General features: G+C 64.4%; 15 protein-coding genes (1 of these 15 cut by a window edge). 13 read left to right on the forward strand and 2 right to left on the reverse strand.

Features of this window, described 5'->3' with window-relative positions; genetic code table 11:
• From Q9R08_RS12225 to Q9R08_RS12255, 7 genes are all read left to right on the forward strand, one after another.
• Positions 1-1,375, forward strand: the 3' portion of a protein-coding gene (locus Q9R08_RS12225) for a rhamnan synthesis F family protein (RefSeq protein WP_470365358.1). It extends 494 nt beyond the left edge of the window; 1,375 of the gene's 1,869 nt are visible here — the last part of the coding sequence; its start codon lies beyond the left edge, outside the window; it ends in the stop codon at positions 1,373-1,375.
• Between the two features lie 67 nt (positions 1,376-1,442).
• Positions 1,443-2,354: an ABC transporter permease gene (locus tag Q9R08_RS12230; protein ID WP_308868304.1), complete on the forward strand. Its 912-nt coding sequence runs from the start codon at positions 1,443-1,445 to the stop codon at positions 2,352-2,354.
• A complete protein-coding gene (locus tag Q9R08_RS12235) occupies positions 2,354-3,565 on the forward strand; it encodes an ABC transporter ATP-binding protein (protein ID WP_308868305.1) in 1,212 nt (403 codons plus the stop codon). The genes Q9R08_RS12230 and Q9R08_RS12235 overlap by 1 nt, the downstream gene beginning before the upstream one ends.
• Positions 3,558-4,424 (forward strand): glycosyltransferase family 2 protein, encoded by an 867-nt coding sequence (locus tag Q9R08_RS12240; RefSeq protein WP_308868306.1) that lies wholly within the window; start codon positions 3,558-3,560, stop codon positions 4,422-4,424. The genes Q9R08_RS12235 and Q9R08_RS12240 overlap by 8 nt, the downstream gene beginning before the upstream one ends.
• A gap of 162 nt (positions 4,425-4,586) precedes the next feature.
• Entirely contained in the window at positions 4,587-5,717 is a 1,131-nt protein-coding gene (locus Q9R08_RS12245) for a DegT/DnrJ/EryC1/StrS family aminotransferase (RefSeq protein WP_308868307.1), read from the forward strand.
• 37 nt (positions 5,718-5,754) lie between these two features.
• Entirely contained in the window at positions 5,755-6,681 is a 927-nt protein-coding gene (locus Q9R08_RS12250) for an NAD-dependent epimerase/dehydratase family protein (RefSeq protein ID WP_308868308.1), read from the forward strand.
• Between the two features lie 56 nt (positions 6,682-6,737).
• Positions 6,738-7,244 carry an acyltransferase gene (locus Q9R08_RS12255; RefSeq protein ID WP_308868309.1) on the forward strand — a complete coding sequence of 169 codons (507 nt, stop codon included), beginning with the start codon at positions 6,738-6,740 and terminating at the stop codon, positions 7,242-7,244.
• Here the strand turns inward: Q9R08_RS12255 and Q9R08_RS12260 are convergent.
• Positions 7,206-8,153 carry a Gfo/Idh/MocA family protein gene (locus Q9R08_RS12260; protein ID WP_308868493.1) on the reverse strand — a complete coding sequence of 316 codons (948 nt, stop codon included), beginning with the start codon at positions 8,151-8,153 and terminating at the stop codon, positions 7,206-7,208. The two genes, Q9R08_RS12255 and Q9R08_RS12260, sit on opposite strands and share 39 nt — an antisense overlap.
• Positions 8,153-9,268 (reverse strand): DegT/DnrJ/EryC1/StrS family aminotransferase, encoded by a 1,116-nt coding sequence (locus Q9R08_RS12265; protein WP_308868310.1) that lies wholly within the window; start codon positions 9,266-9,268, stop codon positions 8,153-8,155. Before Q9R08_RS12265 ends, Q9R08_RS12260 begins: the two co-directional genes overlap by 1 nt.
• On the opposite strand from Q9R08_RS12265, the gene Q9R08_RS12270 reads away from it, so the two are divergent.
• Genes Q9R08_RS12270 through Q9R08_RS12295 form a run of 6 tightly spaced genes read left to right on the forward strand, consistent with a single transcriptional unit; the run spans position 9,246 to position 15,006 of the window.
• Entirely contained in the window at positions 9,246-10,370 is a 1,125-nt protein-coding gene (locus tag Q9R08_RS12270; RefSeq protein ID WP_308868311.1) for a lysylphosphatidylglycerol synthase domain-containing protein, read from the forward strand. The two genes, Q9R08_RS12265 and Q9R08_RS12270, sit on opposite strands and share 23 nt — an antisense overlap.
• Positions 10,367-11,050 (forward strand): UDP-N-acetylglucosamine acyltransferase, encoded by a 684-nt coding sequence (locus tag Q9R08_RS12275; RefSeq protein ID WP_308868312.1) that lies wholly within the window; start codon positions 10,367-10,369, stop codon positions 11,048-11,050. Before Q9R08_RS12270 ends, Q9R08_RS12275 begins: the two co-directional genes overlap by 4 nt.
• Before the next feature lie 7 nt (positions 11,051-11,057).
• Positions 11,058-12,203 carry a UDP-galactopyranose mutase gene (gene glf, locus Q9R08_RS12280; RefSeq protein WP_308868494.1) on the forward strand — a complete coding sequence of 382 codons (1,146 nt, stop codon included), beginning with the start codon at positions 11,058-11,060 and terminating at the stop codon, positions 12,201-12,203.
• Positions 12,204-12,231: 28 nt separating this feature from the next.
• The gene (gene lhgO / locus Q9R08_RS12285) at positions 12,232-13,449 is read left to right on the forward strand and encodes an L-2-hydroxyglutarate oxidase (RefSeq protein WP_308868313.1); all 1,218 of its coding nucleotides are present in this window, start codon (positions 12,232-12,234) and stop codon (positions 13,447-13,449) included.
• Between the two features lie 10 nt (positions 13,450-13,459).
• On the forward strand, positions 13,460-14,266 hold the full coding sequence (locus Q9R08_RS12290; protein WP_308868314.1) for an ABC transporter permease: 807 nt from the start codon (positions 13,460-13,462) through the stop codon (positions 14,264-14,266).
• On the forward strand, positions 14,266-15,006 hold the full coding sequence (locus Q9R08_RS12295) for an ABC transporter ATP-binding protein (protein WP_308868315.1): 741 nt from the start codon (positions 14,266-14,268) through the stop codon (positions 15,004-15,006). The genes Q9R08_RS12290 and Q9R08_RS12295 overlap by 1 nt, the downstream gene beginning before the upstream one ends.
• The last annotated feature ends 14 nt before the right edge of the window (positions 15,007-15,020 follow it).

Below are 15,020 nucleotides of genomic sequence, written 5' to 3' on the forward strand. Positions count from 1 at the left end.
GGTGCTCAAGCACGAGGCGATGTTCACGGAGCACTTCACGGAGCGTGGCTACACCGTCGACGTCGCCTACACCAGCGCCAACTACGGCTTCACGAACCCGTCGCTGTTGGCGGCCGAAGCTCTGATCGACGCAGGCTGCCCAGTGCTTCGTCGTCGCCCGTTCGTCGAGTGGCCGCCCTTCCTGGACCGGCACTCGGTCATCGGTCGGTGGACCCTGGCCAGGGCGGCAAACCGTGGCTACCCCGTCGAGCTCGCGCTGCGGCATCTCGCCCGCAACGTCGCTCCTCGTGACCTCAACGCCGACGCAGGTCTGTTCGATGTGCTCCCCGACATCGACGTCTCGTACGACGCGGAGCGACCATTCCGGATCGTCGTCACCGCGCACGTCTTCTACGAGGAGATGACCGACGAGATCCTGGACCTCGCGGACAGCCTGCCCGGCGGGTACGACCTCGTCGTGACCACGCCGACGGCCGAGAAGGCCGAAGCGATCGGTCGGATCATCGCCCAGCGCCCGTCTCGTGGCGAGGTCGACGTGCGCGTGGTGATCAACGATGGCCGCGACCAGAGCGCCTTCTTGATCGGATGCCGCGACGTGCTCCTCAGCGACCGCTACGACCTCGTCGTCAAGCTGCACTCAAAGAAGACGCCCCAGGACGGCTTCAACGTGGGCCGGCACTTCAAATCACAGCAATTCGACAACCTGCTCGCGAGCCCCGGCTATGCCGCCAACCTGCTCGCACTGTTCCAGCGGGAGTCTGGACTCGGCCTCGTCTATCCGCCGATGATCCACATCGGCTACCCGTCGATGGGGCGTGGCTGGTGGTCGAACAAGCCCGGCTTCGAGAAGCTGGCCGCGGAACTCGGCATCCGTGTCCCGCTCGACGACATCTCGCCGCTCGCGCCATACGGATCCATGTACATCGCGCGTCCGGAGGCCCTGCGACCGCTGGTTGAGCGCGAGTGGCGCTACGACGAGTTCGGCGGTGCGGAGGCCTACCGCGATGGCGGCCTCGCTCACATCCTGGAGCGAATGCCGTCGTATGCGGCGGCAGAGCTCGGATTCCACACCCGCACGGCTGCTACCACCGAATACACCTCTATCTCGCATACCGCGTTCGAGTTCAATTTCGACGAGCTCTCCGCCACGACGCCCGGTTACACATACGAACAGATCCGCTTCATCCGCCGGGCAGGATATGTCGGCCAGGGGCGCGCGCGTGACTTCCTGCGGATGTATCTGCGCCTCAACCACCCCGGTGCGGAGGGCAGGATCCTCGGGGCGTTCGAACCGGACCGCTTCTTCGGTCGCTGGGCGCGCCGCCTGCGTCACCCGCGCAACGCCTTCGCGGGGGCGCTGCGCCGAAGGCGATGAACCCCGCGTCTGCCGCGCGCAATCGTGCGGCTATAGTTCTCTGGTCGACCCGATAGTGAGCACCCCCTTGGACACTTCTGCACGATTCGCACGGCTTGCGGCTGAGCCGTTCACCGTCGTCGACACCCGCGGTCATCGCCCCCGCGGGCGCGGCGGCAAGCTCGGCGAGATCTTCTCGCGCCGCGAGCTTCTCAATCTCCTCGTCCGCCGTGATCTGCAGGCGCGCTACCGCGACAGCGCGCTCGGCTTCCTATGGACCGTGATCCGTCCGCTCATCCAGTTCCTGATGTACTACATCGTCCTGGGGCAGTTCCTCGGTGCCGCTCGTGGCATCGATCAGTTCGCGATCTACTTGTTCTCAGGACTCACGCTGTTCGCTTTCTTCAGCGACATGGTCTTCGGAGCCACGGGATCGATCATCGGCAACGCTGGACTGGTCAAGAAGATCTATCTTCCGAGGGAGATCTTCCCGCTCGCGAGCGTCGGTGCGGCATCCTTCATGTTCTTCGTGCAGCTGGTGATCCTCTTCGTGGCGGCACTTGTCCTGAGCGCGCTGCCCGATCCGGTGCAGATGCTGTGGTTCTTTCCGTCCGTGGGTCTCATCCTTGTGTGGGGGCTCGCGATCGGGCTTCTTCTGGCCGCGCTGAACGTCTACCTCCGAGACATCCAGTACTTGACCGAGGTCGTCATGATGCTCGCGATGTGGGGGTCGCCGATCGTGTACTCGTGGCAGATGGTGAGCGATTCCATCGCGCGCTCCTCGCTGCCTGCGTGGGTTCTCGAGGTCTACGCGGCGAACCCGATCACGATCGGTGTCCTCGGCTTCCACAAGGCGTTCTGGAACGCCGGGACTCCGGCCGACTATCCCGACAACCTCGGTCTGCGGATGGCGATCGCCGGCGTGGTCGGTCTCGTGTTCCTCGTCATCTCCCATCGTGCGTTCGTCCGCATGCAGGGCAACTTCGCTCAGGAGCTCTGATGCGCGCCACCACTCCGCGTCCCGACCTCGTCCGCCTCACCGACGTCAGCAAGCACTTCGTTGTACGCAAAGACAACAACCTCAAGGACCGCATCGTCTACTTCGGTCGCCTGGGGAATACTCACCGTCAGGACTTCATCGCGGTAGACGATGTGTCGCTGTCGATCGAGGCCGGTACGACCGTGGGCCTCATGGGTGCCAACGGTTCGGGTAAGAGCACTTTGCTCAAGCTCATCGGCGGTATCGTCTCGCCGTCCTCCGGCAAGATCGAGACCCGCGGTCGCATGGCGGCGCTGTTGGAGCTCGGTGCCGGATTCCACCCGGACCTCAGCGGCCGCGAGAACGTCTACCTCAATGCCTCGATCCTTGGTCTGACGCGCGACCAGATCGACGAGCAGTTCGATGCGATCGTCGCGTTCAGCGGCATCGGAGACTTCATCGACACGGCGGTGAAGTTCTACTCGTCCGGTATGTACGTGCGCCTCGCGTTCGCCGTCGCGGTGCACACCGACCCCGACATCCTGCTGGTCGACGAGGTGCTCGCGGTCGGCGACGAAGCGTTCCAGCGCAAGTGCATGGAGCGCATCGCACAGTTCCGTGAGGAGGGCCGCACGATCATCCTGGTCAGCCACTCCGCCCAGCAGGTGGCGGAGCTCTGCGATCGCGGCATCGTGCTCAGTGACGGCAAAGTCGTCTTCGACGGCGATACGAACGCGGCGATCGGCGCGCTTCGCGATGTGCTGGACGGTCGTCGCGTGGGGGAGGCGCCGCCGGAGGGCACGATGCACCCCATCCAGGTCAAGCGCATCGAGCTCCTCGACACCGACGGAGAGCCGACTCGCACCGTGACGGCCGGCGCGCCTCTCACGATCCGCGTGCACGTTGATTCTCTGCGGCCGATCGAGCGGTGGGAGCTCGGCTTCAGCATCGACACTCCGCTGGGCCACATGGCGCTGGCGAGCAACACGGAGGTGCTGGGCGTGCGCCTGGCCCCGATCTCGGGCCCGGTGCACGTGGATCTGCACATCGAGCAGGTCCACCTCGGGCCGGGACAGTACTACGTCAACGCCAACGCGGCCGGTGTCAGCGAGGAGAGCAGTCACGGGCTCATGCAGGGTGCGCTGTTCACCGTCACGAGCGAACACCCGACGTTCGGCAGCGTGGCCGCCGCGGTGACCGTCGACAGCGCCGGTAGCACTGACCGTGACTGACGCTGCCGATCGCACGGCCGGGGTCGTCCTGGCCTATCATCCGACCGAGGAGATCCGCGAGAATGTCGCGCGCCTGCTGACCCAGGTGCCGCGGGTCTACGTCGTGAACAACTCACCGGATGCCGCGTCTCGCGGCCTGCTCGCAGAACTCGGCGCAGAACGCGTCGAGGTCCTCGAGCAGGCGGGCAACGTCGGAGTTGCGGCCGGCTTCAATGCAGGAATGCGGGCGGCGCTCGACGCCGGGTTCGACTTCGTCTGGATCTTCGATCAGGACAGCACCGTCGCCGATGGGATGCTGGATGCCCTGCTCAGAGCGCAGGCACGCACCGATCTCAAGGTAGGGATCGTTGGACCGGCGTTACGCGCGGCCGAGACGGGCAACGTCTACGACGCTGACCGTGGGCAGGGGAGTGCGCCCATCGAAGCGCTCATCTCGTCGGGAGCGCTTTTCTCACGGCCGCTGCTCGACGACATCGGCTTACACGACGAAGCGTTGTTCATCGACTATGTCGACCACGACATCTCGCTGCGCGCGGGACGCGCCGGCTACACGAATCTCAAGGTGTTCGACACGCTTCTCGATCACCGGTTCGGCGACTCGCAGCCCGCCCGCTTCCTCTGGCGACAGGTGTACCTTTCGAACTACTCGCCGATGCGGCACTATTACACGTCACGTAACCGCGTCATCGTGGCACGGCGATTCGGTTACGGCCGGTGGCTGCGGGACGACATCCGCTTTGCGACCAAAGCCTGGGCGAAGGTGCTGTTCTGCGAGCGTGATCGTGCCGCCAAGCTCGGGGCATTCCTCCGCGGTCTCCGCGACGGCCTCCGTTACCGAGGCCTTGATTCAGATCGGTGATCCGCCAATAGTGTCGGAGAGCGCGGCACGACGTCGCACGGTCCAGCGCTGTGGGCGAGGTCCGCTCGCCTTCGGCTGGCGTTGTGGTCGGATAGACTGGAGCAGTCGAAGATCGCGCATGCCGCTGCCGACACGAATCCTCCCCTTCATGAAAGGCGTTTCATGCCGCACACGGTCGCGCTCGGCGAACCCACCGTCGGAGAGGCGGAACTCGACGCGGTGAGGCGCGTGTTCGAGTCGGGGTGGCTTTCTGGTGCAGGGCCTACCTGCCGGGAGTTCGAGTCGCGGTTCGCCGAGACGGCGGGCACGCAGCACGTGTTGACGACCAGCAATTGCGGTTCCGCCCTCCACCTGGCGCTTTCCGTTCTGGGCGCTGGCCCTGGTGACGAGGTCATCGTGGGCGACTACACGTTCCCCGCTACTGGGCACTCCGTGATGTGGACTGGTGCGACGCCCGTTTTCGCCGACATCCGTGCTGACATTTGGACTGTGGACCCGGCGGCGGTAGAGGCGGCCATCACGCCGCGGACCGTGGGAATCATCGCTGTCGATGTCTTCGGCCAACCGGCCGACTTCGATGAGTTGCGCGCCATCGCCGATCGGCACGGGCTCTGGCTCGTGGAAGATGCCGCGTGCTCAGCGGGAGCCTCGTACAAGGGCCGCCCGGCGGGCAGCCTGGCCGACATTGCCACATTCAGCTTCCACGGACGCAAGGGCATCACGGCGGGCGAGGGCGGTGCCCTGACCACCGATAACCTGCTGTGGGCAGACCACGCACGCAAGTTGCACACCTATGGAATCGCGCCAGCGCTGACGCGAGAAGGCAGCACTGATCTGCCGATTCCCTCTTTCGATGAGGCGGGTTACAACTTCCGCATGTCAGATATAGCCGCGGGAATCATGCTTGCTCAGCTGGACCGTCTGACCTCGCTCGTTTCGCATCGGGGGGAGATCGCCGCACTCTACGCCGACCGCTTGAAGCAGATCGAAGGAGTTACCGCTCCGGTCGCGCTCGAGGATCGTGTGCACCCCTGGCAGTCATACGTGATAACGCTCGCGCCAGGCGTCGATCGCGGTCGAGTCGCTCACCACATGCGTTCGAACGGTGTGCAATGCAACTTCGGAACGTACGCATCGCACGTCCAGCCCGTGTATCAGTTCGATGGCCAGCTGCCCGTTTCGGCCGACCTGTGGACACGCCATCTCGCGATCCCCATGCATGCGAATCTCACCGAAGCCGATGTCGATCGCGTCGTCGAGGTTCTGAGCGATTCGGTAACCGTGGCGCGCTGACGTCTACAAGAAAGCAACAGAAAGAGGTTCGTGAAGTATGTCTGAGAAGAAGGTCTTCGTCGTCGGCGGTGCCGGCTTCATCGGACTCCACGTCGTAGATCGTCTGCTCGACGAGGGGTGGACAGTCCGCATCTTCGACAACATGGTCCGCGGTGATCGCGATCGTGCCAACGCCCTGGTGGCCACCGGTCGAGTGGACGTGGTCGATCAGGACATTCGCAACGGTGCGGCTGTGCTCGCGGCCATGAAGGGTTACGACTACGTCATCAACCTCGCGGCCGATTCGATCAACAAGAGCGTCGCGGACCCGTACTCGTCGTTCGACATCAACGTGGTCGGCACCCACAATGTGGTCGCCGCGGCCGCGGCGCTCGGTGTCAAACGCGTCGTCTACGCGTCGAGCGCTTCCGTGTACGGGGACCCCGAGAAGCTTCCGATGCACGAGGACGACCGGCTAAATCCGCTCACGCCGTACTGCATCGGAAAGCGCACCGGTGAGGACATCCTGGGATATTACCAGCGCCGTTCCGGTCTCTCCTGGATCGCTCTTCGCTTTTTCAACGTCTACGGCGAGGGCCAGAAGACGACCGCGTACTACACGTCCGTCATCAACCACTTTGTCAACAGGCTGAAGCGCGGCGAGGCTCCTGTCATCGATGGCGAGGGCAAGCAGTCGATGGACTTCATCCACGTCACCGACATCGCTCGCGCCGTGGTTCTCTCGCTCACTTCCGAACAGGCGAACGTGCCGATCAACGTCGGCACTGGCATCGACACGACGGTCGAACAACTCGCGCGAATCCTCATCGCTGCGGTGGGGTCCGACGTCGAGCCCGAGTTCAACCCGCGCGACGTCCTGGTCTCCCGCCGGGCTGCCGACATCACACGCGCCAAAGAGGTGCTCGGTTTCGAGGCGCTCGTCGACGTCAACGACGGCATGACGCGTCTCGTTCACAACTCCTGACGCAGAACGCCTGCCGTGCGCGGATCGCTCCCCGCGCGGCAGGTGAAGGGAACATCATGACAGGCGGTCTTCCGGGCAATCCCTACAACGAGCACGCTTGGGTGATTGGTGAGCCCGATATCGGGCACGGTACATGGATCGGTGCGTTCACGGTCATCGATGGTTCGGGAGGCCTGACGATCGGGACGGGTTGCGACATCTCGTCCGGGGTCCACATCTACACGCACTCGAGCGCTCGCCGATGCGTCTCGGGACGATCGTACGGGGTGGTCGATCGTGCAGCTGTCGTGATCGGCGATCGGGTCTTCATCGGCGCCAATGCCGTCATCAACATGGGGGTCACGATCGGCCCCGAGGCAGTCATCGGTGCCGGCGCGGTGGTCACGAAGGACGTTCCCGCTCGGTCGATCGTCGCGGGAGTACCTGGGCGGGTGATCGGCACCGTCGATCTGTCCGACCCAGGAGACCCGCAGCTCAGGTCAATGGGCGGGCCGGCAGCTCTCTCGCCAGCCAGCCCATCGGCCTCACTCTTGAGCGAGCAGCCCTGCGATGACACGGTGTGAGCCGAGGATCGACTCCCGCTCGGCATCAACGTCCGCTTCGCCCTGGATGAGATCGACGAAGTGATCGAACTGCGCGGCGAGCGGCTCGCGCGCGTTGGTGATCTCGGGGATCTCGATCGACGTCTGTTGACGGTAGCCCCTCCCATCGTCTGTGGTCGTCGTTGCCGACACGTGGCGATAGATCGTCACATCCCGTCGTAGCAGGTCGATCTCGATGAGCCTATCCAGCTCGTGCACGGTCATCGTGCGATCCTTCTTCTGGCCGATACGGCTCGCCGAAGCCTGTGCCATTTGACCGTCGCCGAACAACAGCGTCGCTGAGGCGACGTCCTCCGCCTGGCTCACAGACGAAGGGTGGAAATAGCCGAACCCACCGGAACTGCTGACAGGGGCTGATCCGAAGAACCCGATCGCGAGGTCGACGTCGTGGATCAGGAGGTCCCAAGCGACACCGGTCTTGATGCGCGGCGCGTACGGTGAATGACGCGTGGACGTGATGTGGACCGGTGCATCGATCATGTGACGTGCAGTGAGCACCGCCGGATTGAAGCGCTCGAGGAGCCCGCACAGCAGCGGAACCCGCGCTGCCGCGGACAATTCGACGATCTCCCGCGACCGCTCGTAGTCGTTGACGACGGGCTTCTCCACCAGCAGCGGAACGCCGGCGGCGATGACCTCCTTGGCCAGCCCGTAATGGGCCTCCGTGGAGGCAGCGACGATGACCGCGTCCACGCCGTCGAGGTCGCCCAGTGAGTCGGTCCATCGGGCACCGTACCGCTCGGCGACGGACGTGCCCGATGGTTCATAAGCATCCACCACGCGTGCGAGCCGCGCACGGCCGGATGAGGAGACTACTCGCGCGTGGTATGAGCCCATCGTGCCGGCACCGATCAAAGCGACGTTCAGCATCACTTCGCGCCCAGTATCCGTCGAGTGGTTGCAATGATTTCATCAAGTTCGACACGACTGAGGTGCGTGTGGACGGGAAGGGAGACCGCCTCGCGCGCGATGCGGTTGGCGACGGGAGTCGGCTCGATCACGACATCGCTCCGATCGCGGTACGCGTCGTAGTCGAACACGAGGCGCGGGTAGTAGACGCCGGCACCGACGCCAGCCGCCGTGATCTTTTCCGCGAATTCGTCGCGGGAAACCGCCGCTTCCTCGGTGATCCTCACGGTGTACTGGTGCCAAACGTGGCGTCGGCCGACCAGTTCCTTCGGCGTGATGAGGCCGGGGATCCCATTCAGCCCTGCCGACAGATACGCCGCGTTCTTCGCTCGCTGCGAAACCGTTGCGTCGTATCGGGAGATCTGCGGTATGCCGAGGGCTGCCTGCAGATCGGTCATGCGATAGTTGTGCCCGCGCATCACGTACTCGTAGCGAGCACGCATGCCTTGATTGCGGAGGACACGCAATCTATCCGCGAACTCGTCGTCATCCGTGGTGATGATTCCGCCCTCACCTGTCGTGATGTTCTTCGTCGCGTAGAACGAGAACGAGCCGACGCCGAAGCTGCCGGCGGCTTTGCCGGACTGCGTGCTGCCGTGCGCCTGTGCGGCATCCTCGAGAACGAGCAGATCATGCCGGCGTGCGATGGGCATGAGCCGTTCCATGTCGGCGACCTGTCCGTACAAGTGGACCGGCATGAGCACGCGCGTCCGGTTGGAGATCCTCGAAGCTACGGAATCGGGGTCCACGTTGAAGTCGGCCTCGGAGATGTCGGCGAATCGTGCCGTTGCCCCCGCCTCAAGGATGGCGTTGAGCGTGGCGGCGAACGTGAACGGACTCGTGATCACCTCGTCACCTGGTTCGAGGTCGAACGATTGCAGTGCGGCCACGAGCGAAGTCGTGCCGTTGTTCACTGCGATCGCGTGCTTGACACCCGTCATCTCGGCGAACATCTGCTCGAATCTTGCCACAAGAGGTCCCTGCGCTACGCGTCCCGAGCGGAGCACCTCGAGGACGAGCTGCTCCTCTTCGCTGCCGAACTCCACGACGGTGATGGGTATCATGAACCTACTCATTCAAGTTTTGGTGCGAACCACACAAGCATACTTGCGAGATCGACCGGCCTCCGGCGTCGATCGTCGGTGGAAACGCAGAGAGGCTGATCCCATCTCTTCCAAGAGAAGTCCACGGTCGTGGGCGCTGACCATCCTGCGCTATGCGCTGCTCGTAACCGTCATCGGTTTCGCTGTCTACTACCTCATCTCTCAGTGGGACGAGGTCTCTCAGGCGGTGAAGGTCATCGCCCCCGCGTCGATCGTCCTGTCGATGGTGATGGTGGCCGCAGGGCTCGGCTTCGGCACCTTATCGTGGATCATCATCTTGAACGGGTTGGGTTCGCGCGTGCCCGTCCTGCGAGGCGCGCAGATCCTGCTCGTCGGTCAGCTCGGCAAGTACGTGCCCGGATCTGTGTGGTCCTACGTGATGCAGATGGAGCTCGGGCGACAGTATGGCGTCGCACGACCAAGAGTTTTGATCACTTCCCTGTATGCGGCAGGTGTTGGCGTCGTTGCGTCGCTCATCCTCGGTTCGTTCGCGCTGCCGATCATCGTCCAGGAACACCCTGAGCTTCTTTGGCTGTACGTGTTACTGCCGATCGGTCTCGTCTGCTTGCATCCCAAGGTCATGACCTGGCTCGCTTCCCTGGTGCTGAAGATCTTCCGCCGGCCGCCTCTGGATCACGAGGTCTCTTTCGGGGTCGTGGCCGGCGCATTGGGGGCCGCTCTGGCCTCGTACCTCTGCTACGGCGTGCACCTGTTCCTGTTGGTCAATTCGCTTGTGGACCCCGACTTCGGCACCTTCATCTTGCTGACCGGAGCGATGGCGATCGGATTTACGGCGGGACTGGTCGCCTTTCTGCTCCCATCTGGCCTAGGAGCGCGGGAAGCCGTCCTCATCGCCGCGATGACGCTGCTGCTGACGGTACCGGAAGCGGTGGCCATGACGGTCGTCTCCCGAATGATGATCACGCTGGCGGACATCGCGGCCGCAGGTGCTGCCGCGATCGCGGTCATGGTCATGAGACGGCGGCTGGCGGCCGAGGGGTCCGTCAACGTCGAGCGAGCGCCGTATGACGAAGAGTGGGAGCGCGAGGCAAATGTGGAGAGGGGGACTCCGTGAACGACATCCATCCGACCGCCGTCATAGGCGACCGTGTGCGACTCGGCCGTGGTAACGCCATCGGCCCCTTCGCCGTCCTGATGGGCGATGTGGAGATCGGCGACGACAACTGGATCGGCGCAGGCGTCGTCATCGGCGCCCCGCCCGAAGTGCGCTCGTTCGAACATCCACGAAAGCCCGGGGACGCGATGGGGCACGGCGTCGTCGTCGGCTCCGCCAATGTTATCCGCGAGAGCGCGCAGATCCACGGCGGGCTCTTCGCTCCGACGAGGGTGGGCGACGGCTGCTTCCTGATGAATCAGGTATACGTCGCGCACGACGGCGACGTGGGCGATGCGGTGACGATGGCATCAAGTGTCCTGTTGGCGGGTCACGTCCACGTCGGCGCTGGCGCAAACCTCGGTCTCGGGGCGAAGGTTCATCAGTTCCGGTCGATCGGCGCAGTCGCAATGGTGGGAATGGGTTCCATCGTGACAAGAGACGTCCCACCTTTTGCGATGGTGTACGGCGCGCCCGCACGGGTCCGGGGAGCCAACCGAGTCGGCCTGGAGCGGCGGGGTGTCAGTGCCGCTGCCGTCGATCTGATTGACACCGCGTACAGGACGTCGTCGGAACATGACCTCGCCCGCGTGAAGCTTCCGGCTGAGGTCGCACGACTGCTCGCAGCAGCGAGTGCCTGAGTCTGAAATGTCTCACACGGATCTCCTCATCGTCGGCGCGGGATTCTTCGGCCTGACCATTGCAGAGCGGGCCGCCGCATCGGGTCGCAGAGTGACGGTCATCGATCGCCGACCGCACATCGGCGGCAACGCGTTCAGCGAACCCGAGCCGACGACGGGAATCGAGGTACACCGTTACGGTGCCCACCTCTTCCACACGTCGAACCCCGGAGTGTGGGAGTACGCCAACCGGTTCACGTCTTTCACGAACTATGTGCACCGCGTGTACACCACACACAGGGGCGTCGTGTACCCGTTGCCCATCAACCTCGGTACCATCAACCAGTTCTTCAACGCCGCGTATTCGCCCAGCTCAGCACGCGCACTCGTGCACGACCAGGCCGGCGAGTTCGATGCGAACCATGCGGCGAACCTGGAGGAGAAGGGGATCGCACTCATCGGTCGCCCGCTCTATGAGGCGTTTATCCGCGACTACACGGCGAAGCAGTGGCAGACGGATCCGAAGGAGCTGCCCGCAGACGTCATCAGTCGTCTCCCGGTCCGTTACAACTACGACAACCGGTACTTCAACGACACTTGGGAAGGGCTACCCGTGGACGGCTACACCGCGTGGCTGGAGCGGATGGCCGATCATCACAACATCGAGGTGAGGCTGAACACCGACTTCTTCGATGATGCCCAGCCGTTCCATCGGCGGGCGACGGTCGGACACGTACCCGTTGTCTACACGGGGCCAGTGGATCGGTACTTCGATTACGCCGAAGGCCCGTTATCGTGGCGCACGCTCGACTTCGAGCAGGAAGTGATAGAGGTCACCGACTTTCAGGGCACGTCCGTCATGAACTACGCCGACGCGGATGTGCCGTTCACCCGCATCCACGAGTTCAAACACTTCCATCCCGAACGCGCGGGGCGTTACCCGACTGATCGCACCGTCATCATGCGGGAATTCTCGCGGTTCGCCTCGCGCGGTGACGAGCCCTACTACCCGGTCAACACGCCAGCTGATCGCAAGAAGCTGCTTGCGTACCGCGCCATGACCCTGGAACAGCCGGACGTTCGGTTCGGTGGCAGGCTCGGCACCTATCAGTACCTCGACATGCACATGGCGATCGGTGCGGCGCTGTCGATGTGGAAGAACCACCTCGCGTGACTTGCGCGACAGAAGCGAAGGGAAATGCGTGACTGATCTCGTCGGGATCATCGGCGGGGGCATCGTCGGGGTGGCTTTGGCGCGGGCGCTCAGCGCCCGCGGTGACGACGTCACGGTGCTCGAGAAGGAGGCACGGCTGTCGCAGCATCAGACCGGGCACAACTCGGGTGTGGTGCATGCCGGGCTGTACTACAAGCCGGGGTCGCTGAAAGCGACGCTGTGCGCGGCTGGGCGGGTGTCGATCCGCGAGTTCTGCGAAGAGAAGGGGCTGCCGTACCGGGAGGTCGGCAAGCTCGTGGTCGCGGTGGACAAGTCCGAGCTGGCGGCGCTGGCCGAGATCGAGCGGCGTTCGCTGGAGAACGGCGTGCCCGACGTGGCCCGCATCGACGATGTGGCACGGCTGCGTGAGATCGAGCCGCACGTCGCCGGGGTCGCCGCGGTGCACTCGCCGCACACGGCGGTGGTCGACTACGCGTCGATCACCGAGGCGATGGCTCAGGACGTCCGCGCCGCGGGCGGCACGATCCGGCTGGGACACGAGGTCACCGCGATGGCGCTAGAAAACGGCCGGGTTCGGGTGGTGACCCCGGTGTCGGAGGACGTGTTCGACAGGGTGATCGTGTGCGCCGGCCTGCAGTCCGACGTGGTCGCGCGGTTCGTCGGCGCCGACCCGTCGCCCAAGATCCTGCCGTTTCGCGGCGAGTACTGGGAACTCGCGCCCGAGCGCACCGGCTTGGTGAAGAGCATGATCTACCCGGTGCCCGACCCACGGTTCCCGTTCCTCGGCGTACATTTCACCCGTGGTGTGTACGACAACGTGCACGTCGGACCGAACGCGGTGCCCGCGCTCGCCCGCGAGGGCTACAACTGGCTGCAGTGGTCGGCCAAGGACACGGTCGAGTCGTTGCGGTGGCCGGGTGCGTGGCCGCTGGCGAAGCAGCACTGGCGTATGGGCGTCGACGAGATCTCCGGGTCGCTGATCAAACCGCTGTACTACCGCAGGGCGCGCCGCTTCATCCCCGAGCTGCGCTCGTCCGACCTGACCCACAAGCACGGCGCCGGAGTGCGGGCGCAGGCATGGGGACGCGCCGGCGAGCTCCTCGACGACTTCGTTGTCGACCAGGTCGGGCCCGTCACGCTGCTGCGCAACGCCCCCTCGCCCGCCGCCACCAGCTCGATCGCCATCGCCGAATACGTCATCGACCACTACCTCGGTGCACCGCGCGCCGGTTCGGCCTCCGCATAGACTCGTCAGCGTGACCACAGCCGCCGTCGGCGCCCCCGGCTCCCCCCGGCGCTACCTCCACTCGCTGTGGCTGCTGTCGGCGCGCGACCTGAAGGTGCGCTACGCCACGAGCGCTCTCGGATATTTATGGTCGATCCTCGACCCGCTTGTCATGAGCGCGATCTACTGGTTCGTCTTCACGCAGGTGTTCCAGCGCACGGTGGGGCATGAGCCGTACATCGTGTTCCTCATTACCGCGCTGCTGCCCTGGGTCTGGTTTAACTCGTCGGTGTCGGACTTCACTCGTGCGTTCAATAAAGACGCGCGCCTCGTGCGTTCCACCGCGATTCCCCGATCCATCTGGGTCAACCGGATCGTCCTCGGCAAGGGCGTCGAGTTTCTCTGCTCGCTCCCGGTCCTCGCGATCTTCGTCATCATCTCCGAATTCTCGGAAACGCCGGCGCAGCTCAATTGGGGTCTGCTCTGGGTTCCGGTCGCGATCGTTCTGCAGACGGTCCTGCTCGTAGGGCTCGGCCTGCTCGTGGCGCCGCTGTGCGTGCTGTGGAACGACCTCGAACGCACGACGAAGCTCATTCTGCGGGCACTGTTCTATGCGTCCCCGGTCATCTATGGGGTGGAGGATCTGCCCGGTGCGTTCGAGACGCTCGCGGCGTTCAATCCTCTGTCGGGCATTTTTGCGCTGTATCGCGTCGGGTTCTTCGCGGAGGAGTGGGATCCCTGGGTCATCGGGATCGGCGCAGTCATGTCGTTCCTCTTCCTCGCCCTCGGAATCTACGTGTTCCGTCGGCTCGAGCCTCCCATGCTGAAGGAGCTGTGATGACGGCATCCGGTCTCGCGATCGAGGTGCAGGGCCTTGGCGTGCGCTTCCGCCGCAACCGGCGCGGACGCAGAAGCATCAAGGACCTCTTCTCCGACTCATCGCGGCGGTCCAAGCCCGGCGAGTTCTGGGCACTGCGCGATGTCTCCTTCGATGTGAAGCCAGGCGAGTCGATCGGCGTTGTCGGTCGCAATGGCCAGGGCAAGTCCACGCTCCTCAAGCTCGTCGCCGGCGTGCTGCTGCCTGATGAGGGCTCCGTCTCAGTCAACGGGGGGGTCGCGCCCCTCATCGAGATCACCGGCGGATTCGTAGGCGATCTCACGGTCCGGGAGAACGTCCGGCTGACGTCCGGCCTTCACGGGATGTCGAAGGCAGAGGTCACACGCCGCTTCGACGGCATCATCGATTTCGCGGAGCTCGGGGAGTTCGTCGACACGCCATACAAGCACCTGAGCAACGGGATGAAGGTGCGGCTGGCGTTCTCGGTCGTCTCGCAACTAGAGGAGCCCGTCCTCCTCGTCGACGAGGTGCTTGCGGTGGGCGACAAGGCGTTCCGTGAGAAGTGCTACGCGCGCATCGACGAACTGCTCGCCGACGGGCGCACACTCTTCTTCGTGTCGCACAGCGAGCGGGACCTGCGCCGCTTCTGTTCACGGGGGCTCTATCTCGACAAGCATCGGCTCGCGATGGATGCACCCATTGGCGAGGTGCTTGACCGCTACAACGCGGACTACGCGTAGCCGGAGTCGCCGGA

Source organism: Microbacterium psychrotolerans (genome assembly GCF_031085295.1).
Lineage (GTDB): Bacteria > Actinomycetota > Actinomycetes > Actinomycetales > Microbacteriaceae > Microbacterium > Microbacterium psychrotolerans.

Bases quoted from the DNA above. Each gene is read 5' to 3' on its own strand.
- Q9R08_RS12270 (WP_308868311.1), top strand. From the start codon at position 9,246: ATGGGTATCATGAACCTACTCATTCAAGTTTTGGTGCGAACCACACAA.
- Q9R08_RS12255 (WP_308868309.1), top strand. From the start codon at position 6,738: ATGACAGGCGGTCTTCCGGGCAATCCCTACAACGAGCACGCTTGGGTG.
- Q9R08_RS12235 (WP_308868305.1), top strand. From the start codon at position 2,354: ATGCGCGCCACCACTCCGCGTCCCGACCTCGTCCGCCTCACCGACGTC.
- Q9R08_RS12245 (WP_308868307.1), top strand. From the start codon at position 4,587: ATGCCGCACACGGTCGCGCTCGGCGAACCCACCGTCGGAGAGGCGGAA.
- Q9R08_RS12250 (WP_308868308.1), top strand. From the start codon at position 5,755: ATGTCTGAGAAGAAGGTCTTCGTCGTCGGCGGTGCCGGCTTCATCGGA.
- glf (WP_308868494.1), top strand. From the start codon at position 11,058: ATGTCTCACACGGATCTCCTCATCGTCGGCGCGGGATTCTTCGGCCTG.
- Q9R08_RS12295 (WP_308868315.1), top strand. From the start codon at position 14,266: ATGACGGCATCCGGTCTCGCGATCGAGGTGCAGGGCCTTGGCGTGCGC.
- Q9R08_RS12265 (WP_308868310.1), bottom strand. From the start codon at position 9,268: ATGAGTAGGTTCATGATACCCATCACCGTCGTGGAGTTCGGCAGCGAA.
- Q9R08_RS12260 (WP_308868493.1), bottom strand. From the start codon at position 8,153: ATGCTGAACGTCGCTTTGATCGGTGCCGGCACGATGGGCTCATACCAC.